This window comes from Gammaproteobacteria bacterium (assembly GCA_013214945.1).
In the GTDB taxonomy this organism is placed as follows: domain Bacteria; phylum Pseudomonadota; class Gammaproteobacteria; order Enterobacterales; family Psychrobiaceae; genus Psychrobium.
On sequence record JABSRT010000003.1, the window covers coordinates 140,629 to 158,759 of the forward strand.

At 39.7% G+C, this 18,131-nt stretch carries 21 protein-coding genes; 12 read left to right on the forward strand and 9 right to left on the reverse strand.

Annotated features, from left to right (window positions below):
• Positions 1-5 precede the first annotated feature (5 nt).
• From HRU23_02625 to HRU23_02640, 4 genes are read right to left on the reverse strand one after another with little or no spacing between them, the layout of a single operon-like run.
• Complete coding sequence (locus tag HRU23_02625; protein ID NRA53016.1) at positions 6-248, reverse strand: acyl carrier protein; 243 nt, start codon at positions 246-248, stop codon at positions 6-8.
• A gap of 15 nt (positions 249-263) precedes the next feature.
• Positions 264-518, reverse strand: coding sequence for an acyl carrier protein (locus HRU23_02630; GenBank protein ID NRA53017.1), 255 nt, complete (start codon positions 516-518; stop codon positions 264-266).
• The gene (locus HRU23_02635) at positions 511-1,284 is read right to left on the reverse strand and encodes a 1-acyl-sn-glycerol-3-phosphate acyltransferase (protein ID NRA53018.1); all 774 of its coding nucleotides are present in this window, start codon (positions 1,282-1,284) and stop codon (positions 511-513) included. Before HRU23_02635 ends, HRU23_02630 begins: the two co-directional genes overlap by 8 nt.
• On the reverse strand, positions 1,274-1,930 hold the full coding sequence (locus HRU23_02640) for a beta-ketoacyl synthase chain length factor (GenBank protein NRA53019.1): 657 nt from the start codon (positions 1,928-1,930) through the stop codon (positions 1,274-1,276). The genes HRU23_02635 and HRU23_02640 overlap by 11 nt, the downstream gene beginning before the upstream one ends.
• Positions 1,931-2,572: 642 nt before the next feature.
• Between HRU23_02640 and HRU23_02645 the strand changes: the two genes are divergently transcribed.
• The 6 genes from HRU23_02645 to HRU23_02670 all read left to right on the forward strand — a co-directional run bounded on the left by HRU23_02645 (position 2,573) and on the right by HRU23_02670 (position 6,064).
• Complete coding sequence (locus tag HRU23_02645) at positions 2,573-2,788, forward strand: TIGR02922 family protein (GenBank protein ID NRA53020.1); 216 nt, start codon at positions 2,573-2,575, stop codon at positions 2,786-2,788.
• A 337-nt stretch (positions 2,789-3,125) separates the two neighbouring features.
• The gene (locus tag HRU23_02650) at positions 3,126-3,590 is read left to right on the forward strand and encodes a prepilin-type N-terminal cleavage/methylation domain-containing protein (protein ID NRA53021.1); all 465 of its coding nucleotides are present in this window, start codon (positions 3,126-3,128) and stop codon (positions 3,588-3,590) included.
• 748 nt (positions 3,591-4,338) lie between these two features.
• The gene (locus tag HRU23_02655; GenBank protein NRA53022.1) at positions 4,339-4,794 is read left to right on the forward strand and encodes a hypothetical protein; all 456 of its coding nucleotides are present in this window, start codon (positions 4,339-4,341) and stop codon (positions 4,792-4,794) included.
• A 112-nt stretch (positions 4,795-4,906) separates the two neighbouring features.
• Complete coding sequence (locus HRU23_02660) at positions 4,907-5,191, forward strand: hypothetical protein (protein ID NRA53023.1); 285 nt, start codon at positions 4,907-4,909, stop codon at positions 5,189-5,191.
• A 47-nt stretch (positions 5,192-5,238) separates the two neighbouring features.
• The gene (locus HRU23_02665) at positions 5,239-5,520 is read left to right on the forward strand and encodes a hypothetical protein (GenBank protein ID NRA53024.1); all 282 of its coding nucleotides are present in this window, start codon (positions 5,239-5,241) and stop codon (positions 5,518-5,520) included.
• Between the two features lie 370 nt (positions 5,521-5,890).
• Positions 5,891-6,064 (forward strand): DUF2158 domain-containing protein, encoded by a 174-nt coding sequence (locus HRU23_02670; protein ID NRA53025.1) that lies wholly within the window; start codon positions 5,891-5,893, stop codon positions 6,062-6,064.
• Between the two features lie 172 nt (positions 6,065-6,236).
• Here the strand turns inward: HRU23_02670 and HRU23_02675 are convergent, their stop codons facing one another.
• The 3 genes from HRU23_02675 to HRU23_02685 form a co-directional block, all read right to left on the reverse strand.
• On the reverse strand, positions 6,237-7,202 hold the full coding sequence (locus HRU23_02675) for an IS30 family transposase (GenBank protein NRA53026.1): 966 nt from the start codon (positions 7,200-7,202) through the stop codon (positions 6,237-6,239).
• A gap of 219 nt (positions 7,203-7,421) precedes the next feature.
• A complete protein-coding gene (locus tag HRU23_02680) occupies positions 7,422-7,691 on the reverse strand; it encodes a Txe/YoeB family addiction module toxin (GenBank protein NRA53027.1) in 270 nt (89 codons plus the stop codon).
• Positions 7,672-7,944, reverse strand: coding sequence for a type II toxin-antitoxin system Phd/YefM family antitoxin (locus HRU23_02685; protein ID NRA53028.1), 273 nt, complete (start codon positions 7,942-7,944; stop codon positions 7,672-7,674). The genes HRU23_02680 and HRU23_02685 overlap by 20 nt, the downstream gene beginning before the upstream one ends.
• A 915-nt stretch (positions 7,945-8,859) precedes the next feature.
• Between HRU23_02685 and HRU23_02690 the strand changes: the two genes are divergently transcribed.
• The 3 genes from HRU23_02690 (at position 8,860) to HRU23_02700 (ending at position 12,897) form a co-directional block, all read left to right on the forward strand.
• The gene (locus HRU23_02690; GenBank protein NRA53029.1) at positions 8,860-9,627 is read left to right on the forward strand and encodes an L-iditol 2-dehydrogenase; all 768 of its coding nucleotides are present in this window, start codon (positions 8,860-8,862) and stop codon (positions 9,625-9,627) included.
• Positions 9,628-9,973: 346 nt separating this feature from the next.
• The gene (locus HRU23_02695) at positions 9,974-10,756 is read left to right on the forward strand and encodes a hypothetical protein (GenBank protein ID NRA53030.1); all 783 of its coding nucleotides are present in this window, start codon (positions 9,974-9,976) and stop codon (positions 10,754-10,756) included.
• Between the two features lie 548 nt (positions 10,757-11,304).
• Positions 11,305-12,897 carry an EAL domain-containing protein gene (locus HRU23_02700; protein NRA53031.1) on the forward strand — a complete coding sequence of 531 codons (1,593 nt, stop codon included), beginning with the start codon at positions 11,305-11,307 and terminating at the stop codon, positions 12,895-12,897.
• 383 nt (positions 12,898-13,280) lie between these two features.
• On the opposite strand, the gene HRU23_02705 is transcribed toward HRU23_02700, so the two are convergent.
• Positions 13,281-14,006, reverse strand: a complete 726-nt coding sequence (locus HRU23_02705) for a hypothetical protein (protein NRA53032.1) — start codon at positions 14,004-14,006, stop codon at positions 13,281-13,283.
• A 384-nt stretch (positions 14,007-14,390) separates the two neighbouring features.
• Between HRU23_02705 and HRU23_02710 the strand changes: the two genes are divergently transcribed.
• Positions 14,391-14,600, forward strand: coding sequence for a hypothetical protein (locus HRU23_02710; GenBank protein ID NRA53033.1), 210 nt, complete (start codon positions 14,391-14,393; stop codon positions 14,598-14,600).
• A 251-nt stretch (positions 14,601-14,851) separates the two neighbouring features.
• Here HRU23_02710 and HRU23_02715 read toward each other — a convergent pair whose 3' ends face one another.
• Positions 14,852-15,709 carry a DMT family transporter gene (locus tag HRU23_02715; protein NRA53034.1) on the reverse strand — a complete coding sequence of 286 codons (858 nt, stop codon included), beginning with the start codon at positions 15,707-15,709 and terminating at the stop codon, positions 14,852-14,854.
• 386 nt (positions 15,710-16,095) lie between these two features.
• Between HRU23_02715 and HRU23_02720 the strand changes: the two genes are divergently transcribed.
• Both HRU23_02720 and HRU23_02725 read left to right on the forward strand, forming a co-directional pair.
• Positions 16,096-17,400, forward strand: a complete 1,305-nt coding sequence (locus HRU23_02720) for a GTP-binding protein (protein NRA53035.1) — start codon at positions 16,096-16,098, stop codon at positions 17,398-17,400.
• Positions 17,397-18,092: a DUF1826 domain-containing protein gene (locus HRU23_02725; GenBank protein NRA53036.1), complete on the forward strand. Its 696-nt coding sequence runs from the start codon at positions 17,397-17,399 to the stop codon at positions 18,090-18,092. The genes HRU23_02720 and HRU23_02725 overlap by 4 nt, the downstream gene beginning before the upstream one ends.
• The last annotated feature ends 39 nt before the right edge of the window (positions 18,093-18,131 follow it).

Consider the following 18,131-nt stretch of genomic DNA (forward strand, 5'->3'; position numbering starts at 1 on the left):
GGCGATTAAACTAGTTTTTCTACTTCAATAACAACATCTCTGACCGTGCGCACTAATTTAAATGCTTCTGGTTCCATTTTCTTACCGGTTAGTTCTCTTAGCTTCACCATAAGATCAACAGCGTCGATACTGTCTAAGTCCAGTTCTTCATATAAGTGAGTGTCCATTGAAATGTCACCACTGTCTATCTCGAACTCTTCAACTAAAATGTCGGCTAATACTTGGTAAATCTCTTGCTGTGTTTTCATGTTGATCCTTTCGCGCTATTTAGCTTGTTCGATAAATGAAACTAGTGAATTAATCGATGCGAAATGCGCTTTGGTTTGTTCTGAATTTGCATCAATTTTCACTTCGAAGGCTTTCTTAATAGCTAAACCTAGTTCAAGAGCATCAATACTGTCTAAGCCCAAACCATCAACAAACAGTGGCTCATCATCGATAATGTCGTCGACCGAGATATCTTCTAAATCAAGCGATTCAATAATTAGTTTTTTTATTTCGAGTTTTAAATCACTCATTTATCTTCATTTCCTGTGTGTATAAACTTTCTAAATTCTGGGTATATTCTCGGGCCATAATAGCCAACTTGTCCGAACGACCAGCAACAAAATTAGCTTGATTAGTGACGAGCTTCATTTCGAAATTTGCTTTAATTGGTGCAACCTTATACCAAGGCTCGGCCTTAGTTAAGCTTGACGGATTCATTGAGATTAACGCCAAAGTAACGGGTGTATTACAGCGCAGTGCTATGTTTGCAGCGCCGCGCTTAAAAGCAAGCTTCTGCCCTGGCACGCTGCGAGTGCCTTCAGGGAAAACAATCAAATTGTTACCACGTTCAAGCGACTTTTTACAATCTTCGAGCAAGCCATCCGGATCTTGGTTGCTGATATAACCTGTGTTGGTGATGACGCCGCGCATAAAAGGGTTTTTAAACAAATGAGCTTTGACGACACAATCTGCCCGAGGGATCATCGATATCAGCACCACAACATCAATCAGTGATGGATGGTTTGCCAGCACCAGTTGGCCGCTTAAATTTTTAAACTTTTCTTGGTCATGTAAATTGAATGAAAACACGCCTACTGCAGATATCGTTTTGACAAAAAATTTAAAACTGTAATGTACCAAGCGCCGCGCTTTAATTTTTCGTACTTCATTGTCTCGGTAAATTAAACGCTGGAGAGGGAATACGAAAAGCGTGAAAAAAACACCACCTAAACCAAAAATACTAAAACAAAATCCGGTCGCAATGACGCGCCACAAATAATTAATCTTAAGCCACATATTTTTTGACTATCCAATCATGGTGCTGACCAGACAAAATGCACTGCTGAGCATCACCTTGCAATAACCCGATAAAATCAAGTGCCATCGGCCATGCTTTTGGTTGGTTTTCGATACCACGCGCCTGTGGTGAAATAGATATTATTGCTTGAGCGTTATCGTTTTGCTCGTCAACCAGCGATAAAATCATTGCGATACTGTGGTCTATCTGACGCTCGTCGGCAAACTCTTGATAAGGGTTAGGCAGCGCTTGATCGCTATGCACTAATAATATTTTTTCGCACTGGCCCGTTTTTAATTTTGCGTAAGCGTCGATTATGCCCATCATCAAGGTATCTTTACCTGCTGATACCGCATTCATGCTTTGCATATTGTTATGTAATATCGAATATAAGCCAGACACCGCATTGTGTACCGACAAACCAAATGAAGCTGGAGACAACTCTTGTGAGTTAGCAACACAAGCTAATAGTGCTTGGGTCTTATGTAAATCGCCGTGACGAGAGCTAAAAACAGCAGGAATATCAGCGTTAATATCTTGAGTAGTATTGTGAGTAGTATTGTGGGCACAATAAAGAGAAATTTTGGCCAATGGGCTTAAGCGTCGGCGCTGCATTGCGGGCACCCAATCAAGCTTAGGAAACATACTAAGTTCTATTGGTAGCTCAGAATAATCATCGCTAATCACATAATTTGTCTTCGATTGATTAGCGTACCAAACGCTTACATTTTCTACTCTGAATTTCATTAAAACCAATATAATTTATTCGGACTTTAGGATGTCGAAATTAAAAAAGCTAATAGTAAGTAATTACTCAAAACAAATCAATAACTGCGGTTAATGTTTTTTGTTGATTTAGGCTCATAGCTTTGATTTATATATGTTATTACTGAAGGGGTTTGCAATACAGAGATCAATTAGCCATAAGTAGCATAACTATAACGTGACTATAACGTAACTATGGCGTAAAAGAAGACCGTTAACTTTTGATGTGACAAATAATGATTTGTTATGCCTAGCGGCCATAGCGGTAACTTACATCAAGGATATCCCACCGGACACAAGTGCTGGCCCAGTAATCAGAATCAATATGGTAAATTCGTGGATTAAATAGCGGAATCTGTACAGGCGACTTAAACGATAATAACTTATTGTAGTAGCAATAATCACAGTACCGAGACTGCACAAATTAAATTGCTTGGATCAATGTTGCCATGTTTGTTAACTAGTATTTTTGATAAAAACTACTAGTATTAAAGTAGAGCCATTAATAAAAAGTAAACTAACATGGTCAACAGTAAGCTCGGCACATTTACAGTCATATACTCATGTGAAAATACTCTAGAGTTAATGAGTGAGGTGTGTCAATTCCCAATCAGTTCTCACAGTGCCAGAGTTATAATCCCCAATTCATTTAAAAGCGGTAAGATCATCATTGCAGTATGTGATGGTAAAGTTAATGTTCTTAACAAGTTAGGTGACCGAGCCTTTTCAACTAAGTAATACCTATCTCGTTTAAATTTAGTTAAATCTCAGGCGCTATCGCCCAATCTATTTGCGCATTGCTCTTGGCACGAATTGTCTTCGATTCACTCACAAACCATGCAGTTGAATCTTTAAGAACATTGGCTGTAAAAATCCAACTATCCCACCTTATCAAAGTAACTGCAATATCTACGACATGGCAAGTTAAATCCTAATCATTTGAAATATAACCATTTTTATTGCCTACTTAAAATAACCCTGTATAGTCAGGCGCTTACAAAAATACTTGATATACCAATGTTATGTATTCACTTCGTACCTAACCATATTTATAGAAAAGGCTCAATGTTAGTAAATGAATAGATCTAAAGGTTTTACATTAATAGAATTAATAATTGTCATCATCATTTTAGGAATTCTTGCGGTTACAGCAGCCCCTAAATTTATTGATCTAAAAAGAGAGTCCATTATCAGCACTATGCAGGGTATTACTGCTTCGTTAAATAGTGTTGCTACACTGGTACATACTAAAGCGCTTATTAAAGGAATTAATAATCAAGAAGCAGCGACGATTGATGTATTAGGTCAAACGATAAATATTGCCTATGGTTATCCCGATGGAACTGTGGATGGCATTGTAAAACTTATAGAACTCTCTGGTAATTGGAAGCAAAGAAAAAGCTCTTACACAGGAGCTTGGGTTTATTGGCATGGCATTATTCACGAAGATGCACACCCTGCACAATGTTATATTCGTTACGAACGAGCGGTTAATGCGACGACCCGGCCACATATAACATTTCAAGACAATGGCTGCTAATTACCTGCCCGCTGTTTAAGAACGCTAAACTGCTCGCTCTTCTATCTGCTTTACTGCAATAGCTCTGGTGGTAATGAGCTTAACTGATTATTGGATAAATCAAGAATCTCTAAGCGGTTGGCCAATGATAAGATTACTAATGGGAATGACGTTAATTTTTCAGATAAGACCAAGCGTTGAATACCTGCTAATTCGTCAGATTGTAGCTGAGAAAGTGCCTACAAAATAATTAATCCATAGTGAGTGTGGCAGTAAAAGTCAGGCAGAAAGGCAGTTGCGAGCTTACGTTACTGCCTAGCGGCTCAACGCCTTAAAAGATCAATCTTAAGACTTAAATTCTAGATAGCAAAAAGCCCGTTACTCTTTCGAGTAACGGGCTTTTCTAATTTGGTGCGGATGGGGGGACTTGAACCGCCTATAGAGCATCTAAAATCAATAGCTTACAAACAGCAAACTACGCGCCCTATCAAAATAAACCACAATGTCTACGTCCTGTGTAGTCATTTAAAGCTATGCTTACTTATTTATTGTCTGCTTAAAATAACCCTGTATAGTCAGCTAGTTACAATTCGACAGGCCGACAAAGTAGGCATGCTCGTTTTTCCGGCTTACACTACACACGAAAATCAAGTTAATACGTTGTTTTTAAATGTATTATTAAATAAACTTTTGTGATGGTATGACCTGACAAACGGCATGCTTGATATACAAATGTTATGTTTATCTTGAGTTAGGGGTATTATCAAACATGGATTACGTAATTGAAAATATGAATTCGATTTTAGGAGCCATATTATTAGCGTGTTTTTCCGCATGGCTTGCCTATCGGACATATCTTAAAACAAGAAAAATTAGCGCATCAGATAAATTTAAATCTTCGTTACTAACTGAGTTGCAGGAGTTATTCCCTGAAGGTATACAGTCTAAAAGTGGCAGAGAAGTGAAGGTCATACTTCGATCAAAGCATAACCAGCTTCAATCAATCGTTTTTGAGTATGGTGAGTATTTAAGCAACTCCGAGCCGCTAAATAAAGCATGGTATGAATTCTCTGGTGTAGGGGAACTAAGAGAGGTCGGTGAAGAGGCTAAGTACAATCACTATAGTTTTACTGCTTTAACAGATGGAACACCTTTTTCTAAAGATCCAAAGGCGCTATTTATCAATAATGTAAACAGGCTTTTGGTGTGTGCTAAACAAACATAACAAGAAACTGAACGCAGATTCGGTTTACAGTCACGCGTTTTGAAAAAAGACGCAAAAAACGCGCCTACAAACCTCACTGGTTAGTTGGGCGTTAAAACTATTGGAGAGTGTTGTGAAAAAGTTTTTCGCATATTGGATTATTTCTTTAGTATTTTCTTTGTTGGTGGGGTTAATTACCGCTGGTATTGATTATTTATTTGGTACTTTAAAAGAAGGATATTATGGGGAATGCTTAGATACACTTTTGGGTGGTTGTTTTTCTGAACCTACTGATATGCTTGGTATATACCCAGCATCGGCCTTCGGAATGATGATATTAGCCTATCCCATTTTTAGAGCTGTTATTGGCTCGTTTAAGACGGTCTTTTCTAAAAATACAGATAACAACGAGGCTTAACAAGTTTGTCAACAAGGACAAAGGCGTTATGTGTACAGGAGAGTATGGTGAAATTTTTCATTGCTTTAATTTCAATATGTTACATGTTTACTGCTTTAGCTAGTGACCTTCCAAAGTACAAAACGGGAGATTGCATAACCTCCATAGATAAAAATTACTCATGGTTTGATTATGTTGCACGGGTTGAAGCTGTTTCTAAAATTGATGATTTGACTTCAAATAAAAGTTACATACTTTTGTTTCCCAAATACCGCTCTACTACTGTTATCTTTTCAAGAAATATTGAATTTAAAACGGCAAAGGTAGACATGGTTTTGTGTGAAATGTAAACAGAATAAGCCCATAAAGTCCGGTTCGGCAACGCTATCACATTGGTTGCAAAGAGAAAATGCGCAACAAATTGTGCCAACATTGCTCACGACTTATGGCGGCGTTAAATGCCATAGCAACCACACTTTGCCTAACCCATGTAGTCAAAGTGTAGTCATTATTGACAGCCTGAACCTCGACAACCTGCTGATTTAATAGCCAAAAGTGGCCCCTACGGATGGGGTTATGGGCACCCCGTTAAAATACCTGCTTTTGAACCTTATTTACACTATCTCACCCCTAGTCCCTTGAATTTTATACAATAAGCACCATGTCTATTAATAGCTGTGTAATTGTTGTGCAGTACATTTAATTTAAGAAGGAATTGAAATGTTTAAAATTGGCGATGTAGTAAGGCTAAAAAGTGGGGGTCCACTCATGACCGTTCAATCAATTTGGGAAGATGGCCAATATCAGTGCGCATGGTTTGTTGACAGTAAAAGCCCTTTGCTTTCATCAGAGATGTTCCAACCAGAAACCCTTAAGCAAGTAAATTTGAACTAACTACTTGTGACAGAAAAAAGGGACACCCATAAAAATATCATTGATATTTAACAATTTTTGTTATTAACAATTATGGGGGACCAAATTTTCGCTAATTACTTACTCGCTGCTTAAGAACGCTAAACTGCTCGCTGCCCGAATTCATGTTCTAAGTGCACCACTTACTAAATGATTAATTCATAAACACTTCTTCAGCGGTCTGGTAATTTAGTATTTTTCTAGGGCGACGATTGATTGTATTTACAACGTTTTGTAGCTGTTCATTAGTTATAGACGAAAAATCGGTTTTCTTAGGGAAATATCGCCTAATAAGACCGTTAGTGTGTTCATTTGTGCCTCTTTGACACGAACAATAGGGATCTGCAAAGTAAATGTTGAAGCCTAGTGGCTGCTCAAGCGCTTTAAATGCAGAGAACTCTTTCCCATTGTCTAGCGTTAGGGTGAGCTGTTGATGGGCTGGGATGTCTTTAAACATGGATATTGTCGCAGCATTGAATAGTCTAGCTTGTTTTGTTTCAATCATGTGTGCGAGTAAATATCGTGAGGTGCGATCAACATGGGTAACAATAAAACCTGAGCCTTTCTTTCCTTCAATTAGGTCTCCTTCCCAGTCACCAATTCGACTTCTTTCTGCTACGATTAATGGGCGTTCTTTTATGCTTACTCGATCCTTTATTTGACCGCGTAAGTCACCATACTTTCTCTGTTTTTTTCTTTTCTTATGACGCTTAGCTAAGTCCTTATAAATCACACCACCGGCTTTGAAGTCTTTGATTACCCATTGGTAAATAGTCTCATGGCTTACGTGCATATCGTTATTCAAAGGGTTATCTTTCTTCAATCGGCCTGCAATAGCATCCGGTGACCACCCTTGTGAAATTTTATGAACAACGAACTCATAAAGTTGTTTGTTTTCCCACTTTTTAGCATGCCTAGGTTGCGATCTTCTCAGCATTGCTTTTTCGTGTGCTGACTCATCAAAATAATCATAATAAGGCGGTTTATTTCTTCTAATCTCTCGCATGATAGTCGTATGGTGGCGGTTCAGAAGCCTTCCAATAGAACGGCAGCTTTCGCCACTGTTAAAGCGATAATAGATGGCTTTCCTCTCAAAACTGTTAAGATGATCATAAGGCATTCTGAAGTCCCTCGCTAATGAGTTTGGTCGCACTTACTACATTAGCAAATACTTCAGAATGCTTTCATTTAGAATATCTTACTGCTTGTGGTGCACTTGCATGTTGAATTCGGGTACTAGGCTAGAGTCCTACTAAATGAGAGTGGGAGTAGCATCATGGCTAGAGCGGGATTAAAAATTTGGGATGAAAATGGTTAATTATACAGCCTCTTTATATTTTTAATGTTGATCATAGTGCCCGCCGATCGCGAATATATAGATACACTCTTCATCGAACTTATAAATTAACCTATCTTTTTGAGAAAATCGCTTTGACCATAAACCTGCTAAATTATGCTTCAGAAGTTCTGGTTTACCAAGACCCATAGAAGGGTTTGAGCGCAACATTTCTTTTAGAATCTTACAAAGTGCCTTGTGTAATTTGTTATCTTTTTCTCTTAGTTTCTCATAAATGAGCCAAGTATTACCTTCAAAAACTAGTGATCTCATTCAACTGCTCTTCTGTTGGTTTATAGCCGCTTTTTTTGTTGTGAGTTTCCATTGAGTCAGCCAATTGCTTCATCAAACTGGTATTTTGAAGAATGTGCAACGTTTCTTGTTCTCTATCCCAATCTTCAGCACTCATAACGATAAAATCATCACCAGCACGGCGTGTCACTTTAATTGGTTCATGCTCACTCACTGTTTGCTCGACATATGCCTTTAGGTTGTCTCTAAACTGATTTACGCTTATGCTATTCATCATTACGCCTTCACTTATGTACGGTATAGTCGTACTATTGTAGGCTAAAGAATATAACAAGTCCATAGAGTCAGCATTCGCAATGTTGTCACAGATTATGTGGGAGTTGAAGCTGTCAGATTTATCCCAAAAGGACGTTGTTGGGAAGGAAGTTATTGCTCCCAAGCGTTATTAGATGAACAAGTCTTTGCTGAGTTGCATAAACCCTGTTCGTGCCGGTATGTGCGATGACTTAGAACAAACCCCCAGAACAATCCCTTGATCAACCACGCTATCTAATGCCCTTTGGCTCAAGTGAAGACAACAATGCTATCGCGTTTACACTGTACGACTATTTAGAGCTTGCCGATTGAGTGGGCGAGCGATACACCCCAATAAACGTGGTTCGATTGACGATACCACCCCAAAACTTATTGATAGGCTAGGGATTAGTCCAGACGATTGGATAGAAGTGATAAAGAACTTTAGGCGGCAATATGGTCACTTTGCTGGTAGCGAATACGCGTTGCGCCAGTGCGCAAACGACCACGGGCAGTGTTGGCATAAAGGCGTCGGTTAAAATACTAAGATATACACCACAGTAAATACAACCTCCAACAGCCTTAAGGCTGGCTTTGTCATGCCTGCGATTCAACAATTGTGAGTAAATTAGGCATGAGTTACCTAACAAAAAATAAAATCTAGTAAAAACATCAATACAGAGACCAAAAGAGAGCAGTTAGTAATCAATTGACTCAAGACGTTTAGCGGTCTAAGTTATGTGGGTGTCTAGATTTTCGTTAGATTTGTGTTTTAAATTAATGATTTAGTAAGTGGTGTACTTAAAACATGAATTCAGGTTTATCTCCATGCATTAATGATTAGCTTGAAATTTCGGCTGATGTGAATATGGAAAGTCTTTTAAGAAGGATTAAAATGAAAAGGTTATCAGGGAAATCTGCATTAATCACAGGTGCAGCAAGAGGGATAGGTAAGGAGTTCGCTAAAGCATATATAGCCGAAGGCGCATCCGTTAAGATTGGCGATATTAATTTTGAAATGGCTTTGCAAGCAGCTAATGAAATAGGGGCTAACGCGGTACAAATGGATGTTACCTCACAAAGTAGTATCGATGCTGCAATTGCGAAAACTGTCGCAGTGCAAGGCCGTTTAGATATTCTAATTAATAACGCGGCGTTATTTGATTTATCACCTACTGTCGATATCACGCCCGACAGTTACAATCGTCTTTTTTCAGTTAATGTGTCAGGAACGTTGTTTACTTTGCAGGCTGCTGCAAAGCAAATGATTGCACAAGGTCACGGTGGTAAAATTATCAATATGGCATCGCAAGCGGGAAGGCGTGGAGAACCATTAGTTGCTATTTATTGCGCGACAAAAGCGGCGGTAATTAGTCTTAATCAGTCAGTAGGGTTGGATTTAATTAAGCATGGTATCAATGTAAATGCAATTGCTCCAGGTGTTGTTGATGGTGAGCATTGGGAGCATGTTGATGCTATGTTTGCTAAGTATGAAGGTTTAGAGCTAGGAGAGAAAAAGAAAGAGGCAGCTAACTCAGTTCCATTTGGAAGAATGGGGACCGCAAAAGATTTAACTGGAATGGCTGTATTTTTGGCTTCTAGTGAAGCTGATTATATTGTTGCTCAGACATATAATGTTGATGGTGGAAATTGGTTAAATTAATTTTCCCAGAATTGATGTTCTAAGTACACCACTTACTAAGTGACTAATTCGGGTTTGGGTGTCTAGATTTTGCCGTCTTACCGATGCTTATGCGGCTAATATTATGTTCATGAGTTTTCTGGTGATAGCCAGCCACGCCTTATTATCATGTTATTTCTCGCTGTGTTTCGCCTAACTTACTTGTGCAGTGAAGAAAGATAAGGATTGATTCGAGAACAATTTAGACTAAAAAACATTCAAGTTCCTTTGATGCATGCCGTTATTATATAGTTGAGGATTATGACTATATTTCAGTATGCTACGTTATATTTCACAATGTTTTTAGGCTGTTTACAAGGACAGAATTATGGATATCAAGTCTTCCGCAAGTGCAACTATTAAAGCGATGCTTACAAGCGCCAATACAAGCAACCGTGTTACTGCAAGTGGTTTACCAATTCAATCGCAACAAGCTGCCGTTATTACTGAAAAGAGCCAGTTAGTTTTATCGGAAATATTACCTGGGGCAATTTATCATGCCGACGACCCTGTAACCGCGCAAACGGTAGATGTCGATTACTCTAAAATAACCTTAAGCCGCAGCCGATTAAATAAACCAAATCACGATCGCCACGTCATTGATGCCATGGTAAAAGTAAACGACGTTTCGGAGCGAGCAAAACCTTTGTACGCCGACTTTAAGCAGCAATTAGAAAAAGCTATTCCTGAATTGGTAGGAAAGGAGTTTGGCTTTTCGGTTCAACAAAATGGCAATTTTACCATTATTAATAATCATGGCGATCTCTCTGAACCAGAGCAAAAACAACTAACAGAATTTATTAATAATTTTAGTGGGGCAAGTGCCTTAAGCGCACAGTCGTTAAAATTTGCGAAAGCGAGCTTTGAATTACTAGAAGCAGACAGAGGTTATAGAAACGCCAGCAGTGAAATAGGGAAATTTAATCTAACCGTGGCTAATTTTAGTGACTTTATCGATTTGTCGGAGATATTCGGGCGAGCACCAAATGCTAACTGGGCGACTGTCGATCTGGAAAATCAATTGAATGACAGTAAGGCTGATATTAAATATAATCGAGATGAATCAGAGACCTATATCGATGGTGAGTGGGTTAAAGATTTTGACTGGTAATGATTATTTTGAGAGCTTAACTTTTAGGGAAAACAAAAAAGACATTCAACGGTTTTAGACGGCTAATTATCATTTAGTGCTGGGTGTTAATCGTGAAGCAGCATTGGCTTGGTCAACGGATGAAGTGATCTATCGCTGGTATCACTGTAGCACAGTAATCCGATGGTTTATGCGTAACCTAAATGCAACGATAGCTCATGAGGCTAATTTGCAAAGGGCGCTTAAAATCACAAGCACTGCTCGATGAAACCGCCATACTTAGCTGAATAATGTACGTTGATTTAAACCCATTCCTGACATATACGTTCCTCAATAACCACTGCAAGCATCGAAAACACTGATGAAATCACGTTTAGCTAGTTTGATTATTTAGCACTAGCACAATGGATCGAACGGTATATTACAACCCCTCGTCAAATTACAGCAATAGTTCAATTTTTAATCCTTAATATCAACTTGAGTTATAATTGTTTAAAGAGCGTTATTGGGGGAATTCGCTTGTCTGGCACTCAGGATTATTATTTTCAATGACAAAATGGGTTTTAATCATGGCTAAAATACATGAAAAATTAGATTCAATGATTATTTCAAAAGGTTCGCGTTCACGCTTTTTAGTCGAAACTATCTGCATTGTGGTCGTGGCATGTGTTATTTTTGGATTTGCACAGGAATACGACGCTTTTGAGTATTTAGTTGAAATATCTCGTCAACACGAAGATTGGGAGTTAGATGAGGTATTTACCTTATTAATGGTTGGTGCCGTTGCTTTAGCCTTTATCAACTTGCGCAATGCGAAATACTTAAAATTGGAAATCAAGCGGCGACGTAAAGTTGAGAAAAAAATTAACAAATTGGCTTTTTTTGATAGTTTAACGGGGTTACCTAACCGCGACCTTTGTAATAATCGCCTAGAGCATATCTTAGTCCATGCTAAAAGATTCAATACGTTAGCTGCAGTACTATTTATCGATTTAGACCATTTTAAAGCAATTAATGATACCTACGGTCATGATGCGGGTGATGAAGTACTAAAGCAAACAGCCTCTCGATTATTAAGTAGGCTGCGCAAGGACGATACGCTGGCAAGAATTTCGGGTGATGAATTTATTGTCATTTTAGAATCGGTAACCGATCCAAATAATGTCAGTACGCTAGCGGAAGAATTACTGACTACCATTCAAAGCCCATTTATTATTAATGGTCAAGAAGCACATATAAGTTTAAGCGTAGGAATAGCAATTTATCCTAACGATGGCGAACAGCCTACTGTGTTAATGAAAAATGCAGATACTGCGATGTATCACGCTAAAAGTGAAGGTAAGAATACTTTTAGATTTTTTTCTAACGAACTCGATCAACAAGCAAAAAATAAATTAAAAATAACAAATCACTTGCGCCAAGCACTTCAAAGACAAGAATTCACTCTTGATTACCAGCCAATTATTGATCCTAAAACCAATAAAATAAAGGGAGCAGAGGCTTTGCTTAGGTGGGATAATCCTACTTTAGGAAAAATATCACCTGCTGTTTTCATTCCTATTGCCGAAGAAATTGGCATGATTATACAAATTGGCGATTGGGTGTTGTTACAAGCTTGCCATCAAAATAAAGTATGGCAATTAGCGGGCCACCAAAAACTGGTTATGTCCGTTAATATGTCGGCAAAACAATTAGCAGACGACAATTATATTAGCACTGTTGAAAACTGCCTTAAAGAAACAGCATTAACGGCGAACTACCTTGAGTTAGAGTTAACCGAAACCGCTATTATGAAAGATATTAACGTCGGGGTAAAAAAGGTCGCACAATTAAAAAAATTAGGCGTTTCTATTGCACTCGACGACTTTGGTACGGGTTATTCATCAATGAGTTACTTATGTAAACTTAAAATAAATCGTATTAAAATAGATCGTAGTTTTATTCAAAATATCCCTCAAAACAAGGATGATATTATTACGGTTAAGGCAATAATATCCCTAGCTAAAAATCTTGATTTAATGGTTACAGCTGAAGGCGTTGAAACACAAGAGCAGCAAGCGTTTATTGCTGCAACGAGCACCGATTCTGCACAAGGTTTTTATTATTTCCGGCCTATGTCTGCAGATAAATTTGAGTTATTAATCAATAAGCAAAGAGATTAAAACAAAGAAAAGATGAAAATATTAGACAGCCATAACTTTTGAGACTGTAAATAATTTTGTGTAACTACCTTTCAATCAGTACCTAGTTGGGTCAAAGAAGGTAAATCGTGAATAAAAAAGCACTAGAGTCCTATGCTCTTTATCCTTAGAAGAAAACTAGTCACTATAAGCACTGTACTTGCAACAGTTAGTAAATGCATGGGGCCTTACGTAATCTAGAACGAGCCTTGTAAAATCGGAAAGACTCAGCATATGTATACGGACCTGAATCATTTGCAGTTGACGAACTCGTGTAATTGAAGGTTAATCTTAAGTAATACACTAAAATTAACCTCCTTATTGGTCCAAAATTTAGAGCCAGGTTGATTCCGAGTTGGTGTTAATTAGAAATTTTTTAACTTATTGCTATTTCTAATGCCTATCATTCCTATTAATGCTGAGATCAAAAGAATGATAGAAGAAGGCACAGGAACTGGAGTCGCATCTCCTGTGCCAGTTCCGTCTACAGAGTCTAGATCGACATTTTCTGAATCAACTCCGAGCATAAACTTGGTGAATTCCCATTGATTAGCTCCGTTATATATTAGCTCGAGGTGAAAGTCTTTAAACTCCATAAAAATATCACCTGTAGGAATAAGCGCGAAGTCAAACCCGGCTAAAAAATTGCCATTACCACTACCTGGTACTGTTAGTGTTCCTTCAATTGTGTCATCGGTGGTATCTTTTAATACACCTATGTCAACTATAAGGTCGTTACCGTCTTTGTCTTTACCTTCAGTAAACCAAAATTTAAAATCTGCTGCGTTGACTAGTCCCCCTGGCGCTAGGCCTTCAAATCCAAAGTGAATGGATTCTGAATCATCAAAGTTCATATCTCTCAACTGAACATAACCATTTAAGGTCATATCAATAGTTACTTTTTTCTGTTCTTGTGACAATGTTACTGCAGGAAATGTTTTCCAAGGTGACCACCAAATATCATTGGCGATAATATTCTCTTCAATTTGCTCCGGCTTTAGCTCAATGGTCAGATCTACTGAAGCGATCGGACCGGCTTGAGTACTTGAGATTAATAACGATAATAGCGTTGCAGTGATGATTTTTTTCATATTTCGCACCTTTATATTGAAGTTACGTCAGTTTTATGCGAACTCTTCGTTACAGTAAAGTACTTATATAACAATTTGTTATATGTTTTTAATGTGTTGTAGAGTTTTTATGTAAAATAATTGACGATAAAATTAGGTGGGCTGCTTGAATGTGGTAGCTAGTACCTACCTACCACAAACACCTCTCAATAGTATAGCCCACATATATTAAGGGGCTTCTTAGAGCGTCCATATAAATCGACCGAGTTAAGCTACTTTTCCGTTTCTTTTCAATCGATATTGCGGTGTATGTCATCATGAGCAACCAGTAAAATAACGGGACTATTTTACAACAGCTTTAGCTGGCCAGAAGGGCGAAAGGCAGGATGCCTGAAGTATTATCATTTGGTGTTTCGTGTTAGCCGTGAAGCAGGACAGGCTTGGTCAACGGATGGAGTGATTGAGCACTGGAATCGACTGTATCACGGTAACCCGATGGTGGATTTGTATCTTCGTGGGCAAATAAAAGATGAATGTCGATTACAACGTATTGAAGAATATGCCGGACAGTGGCGGCACGCTTATATGACATTAGCTGGTTTATGCACAACCTAAACGAAACGATAGCGAGAGAAGAAAACAAAGAAGATAATTGCAAAGGGTGGTTCAAATCTCAAGAACTAGTCGATGAAATCGCCATACTGGTTTGCATGATTTTCGTACACTTGTAAAAGAGCAGCAGCTACAAAAAATAAAACCATTGAACGTCGCGCATCCAATGATTTTATTGATGATTTACTAAGTATGTGTGCTAAAGAGTATTTTCAGATCGAGCTATTTAATATTATTAAGCAGTAGGTTAGCAACTAACCAACACTTTCACGCTTTTTCAATGTCATGGCACGCCGACTTTGCACTAAGGTATAACCGCCACTAAGAACCACGACTATGCTGCCGATAATAGTCATTTCATCAGGCTGTTCGCCAAATACGGCGATGCCTAAAATCATGGCAAATAGTAGCCGGGTATAGCGAAAAGGAGTGACAACAGACACCTCACCAGTGCGCATGGCAATGGTGAGCGAATAATAAGCAGCAACGCCAAAGATAACCGCGCCCAAAATCTGTAGGCTGGCGCTGGTATTGAGTTCTATTGTATCGCCGCTATACCACAACATCACAAGGCCGGTTGGAATTAAGACAAAAAAGCCATAAACACCCAGTTGCATGTTTGACAATACTGGTGGCGCAGCGCGGGTTGCTAAATCGCGGCCTGCAAAACCTAAAGTACTGACAAGAGCAAACAACGACGCTGCCTCAAAACTGTCAAGGCCAGGGCGGATAATCATTAATACACCCACAAAACCTGCCACAATCGCTAACCAGCGTTTTAATCCTACTTGCTCACCAAAAAATAGCGCAGCGCCGATAACAACCACCAATGGCGTTGCTTGCAGCAGTGCTGAGGCACTCGATAAAGGAGTGAGGGTGATCGCCAGCGCAAAGGTTAAACGCCCCAACACTTCACAGCTTGCACGCAATAAAATGGGCCGAGACAAAATAGCACGATGCAGTACCACTTCGCCGCGTTGCCAGGTAAGCACAATAAAAATTAGCATGCCGCCCAAACCAAAAATCGTTAGCACTAGGCCTATAGCAGCAGTATTTGCAGCGGCTTTGATAAACATGTCTTCAATGGCAAAAGCTGCCATGGCCAGCACCATAAAAAGGCTGCCTCGGGTATTATTTAACACCTGCTTTGATACTCCTGTTGTGATTCCGGCTCTAATGGCGGCGATGAATCGTCACTCATGAATAAGACTAGGCACTATGGCACATTTGTCGTGCTCACACTTGTAAAATCAGCTCGCTAGATCAATGGGCTGGTTAAATTCACTAAAGCAATACTTAACGCAAGCGCCGCCCAGTTGCCATCGTGTTGCTGCTGACAATTTTTTTCGCTGCCCTAAGCGAGATGATTGCTGATGTTATTTTACGATTATTGCTAAATACATTGATCATTCACGTTGTGATCTAAATCGCTTCTCATTACTTTGGTTATGTTATAACATAACACTATGTGAGTTTAATAATAAAATCCCAAACTAAAATGCAATCTATAAACAACAATAAATTACCCGTTACTGTGCTGTCTGGTTTTTTGGGGGCAGGAAAAACCACGGTGCTGCGCCACATTTTAAATAATCGCCAAGGTTTGCGCATCGCGGTTATCGTCAACGATATGAGTGAAGTAAACATTGACTCGGCGACTGTGCGAAATGACGTTACGTTCAATCACAGTGAGCAAAAGCTGGTTGAAATGAGCAATGGTTGTATTTGTTGCACCTTGCGTGAAGACTTACTTATTGAAGTCGCTCAATTGGCCAAACAAGGGCGTTTTGATTATTTATTGATTGAATCAACGGGGATCTCTGAGCCATTACCGGTCGCAGAAACCTTTACCTTTGCCGATGACGATGGCCAATCGCTGGGCGATGTTGCTCTTTTAGACACCATGGTCACTGTGGTTGACGCGGTGAACTTTATTAAAGACTACGATGACGCTGAGTATTTAGCCGATACTGGTGATCAAAGCGATGATGAAGATGAGCGCAGTGTCGCAGATTTGTTAGTTGATCAAGTAGAATTTGCTGATGTGTTGCTGATCAGTAAAACAGACTTGGTCACAGCATCTGAGCTTGCTCGTTTGACTGCTATTTTAAAAACGCTTAATACCACGGCAAAGATCATCCCGATTAGCCAAGGCGAGATTGACGTCAAGCAGGTGTTAAATACTGGGCGTTTTGAGTTTGAGCGGGCGCAGCAAGCTCCAGGTTGGCTAAAGGAGTTACGCGGTGAGCACATTCCTGAAACACTAGAGTACAACATTGCCAGTTTTAGTTACCGCGCACGTCGTCCTTTCGATCCTGCAAAATTTCATCATTTTTTGCACAATACTGAGACCTTTGGCAAATTAATTCGATCGAAAGGCTATTTTTGGTTGGCGACGCGTCCTCAGTTTGCTGGTCAATGGAATCAAGCGGGTGGCATAGCCCGTTATGGTTTTGGCGGCATGTTTTGGCAGGCTGAGCCGAAGACAAACTGGCCGACCGATCAAGAAACCCTAGACTCGATTGCGAAAACTTGGCAAGAACCCTTTGGCGACATGCGTCAAGAGCTGGTGTTTATTGGCCAAGGTCTTGATCAAGACGCGATGACTCGCGCACTTGACGCTTGTTTGCTCGACGATGAAACGTTGCTTAAAGGCCACTCTTTTTGGCGCACACTGCCTGATCCTTTTCCATTATGGGAGGAGGCTGAAGTCGACAGGCAAGAAGAAAATCAAGCAGATTCAGCGCATTTACCAGCAGAGCAGGCACCAGAAGCACAGTTACAACAGGAGGTGCAATCATGAGTAGCGTGATAAGCCCATCGCAGCCAAATATTGTGTCTGAAAACAAGCAAGTAACGCAGGAACTTTATCGTCGCGTGGTTCAAGGTAACAGTCATGAAGTGTTTGGCGACATTTATGATCCGTTGACCAATATGGCCGTGTGGCAGCGTCAGTTAGCGCCATCTTTAGCCCAAGCATGCGATGAACTAATGATGGTGAGTGACAACTCTCTACAACTGGTGATGTCGGTCACGCCAAGTAATGTGCAAGCAGAAGTAGAGCAGCAACTTGGTGGGTTTTCTCACGCAAGCGCGTTAAGTCAAGACATCGCGCTGCTGGTGGAAATGTTTTGCTGCTTGTTTGAACTTAAACGGGTCGGCCTGCGCTTAACCACGTTAGATCGTGCGATGTGCCCGCGATTTCATGTCGACAAGGTGCCGTGCCGTTTGGTAACAACTTATAGTGGTGTTGGCTCCGAGTGGCTCGAACAGCAAGATGTTAACCGCACTAAACTTGGCACTGGCAATCAAGGTTTATCAGATCAGCAATCGGGGTTATATGAGCACGAGCAGCAGATTGGGCAACTGGCCAGTGGTGATGTTGCGCTGCTTAAAGGTGAAAAGTGGTATAACAATGAAGGGGGCGGTTTAGTGCATCGCTCGCCACAAGTTGCACAAAACCGCCGATTATTACTGACGTTAGACTTTATGTAGCCTACCAGAATTTAGTTAGCAGCACTGAATCTACATGGT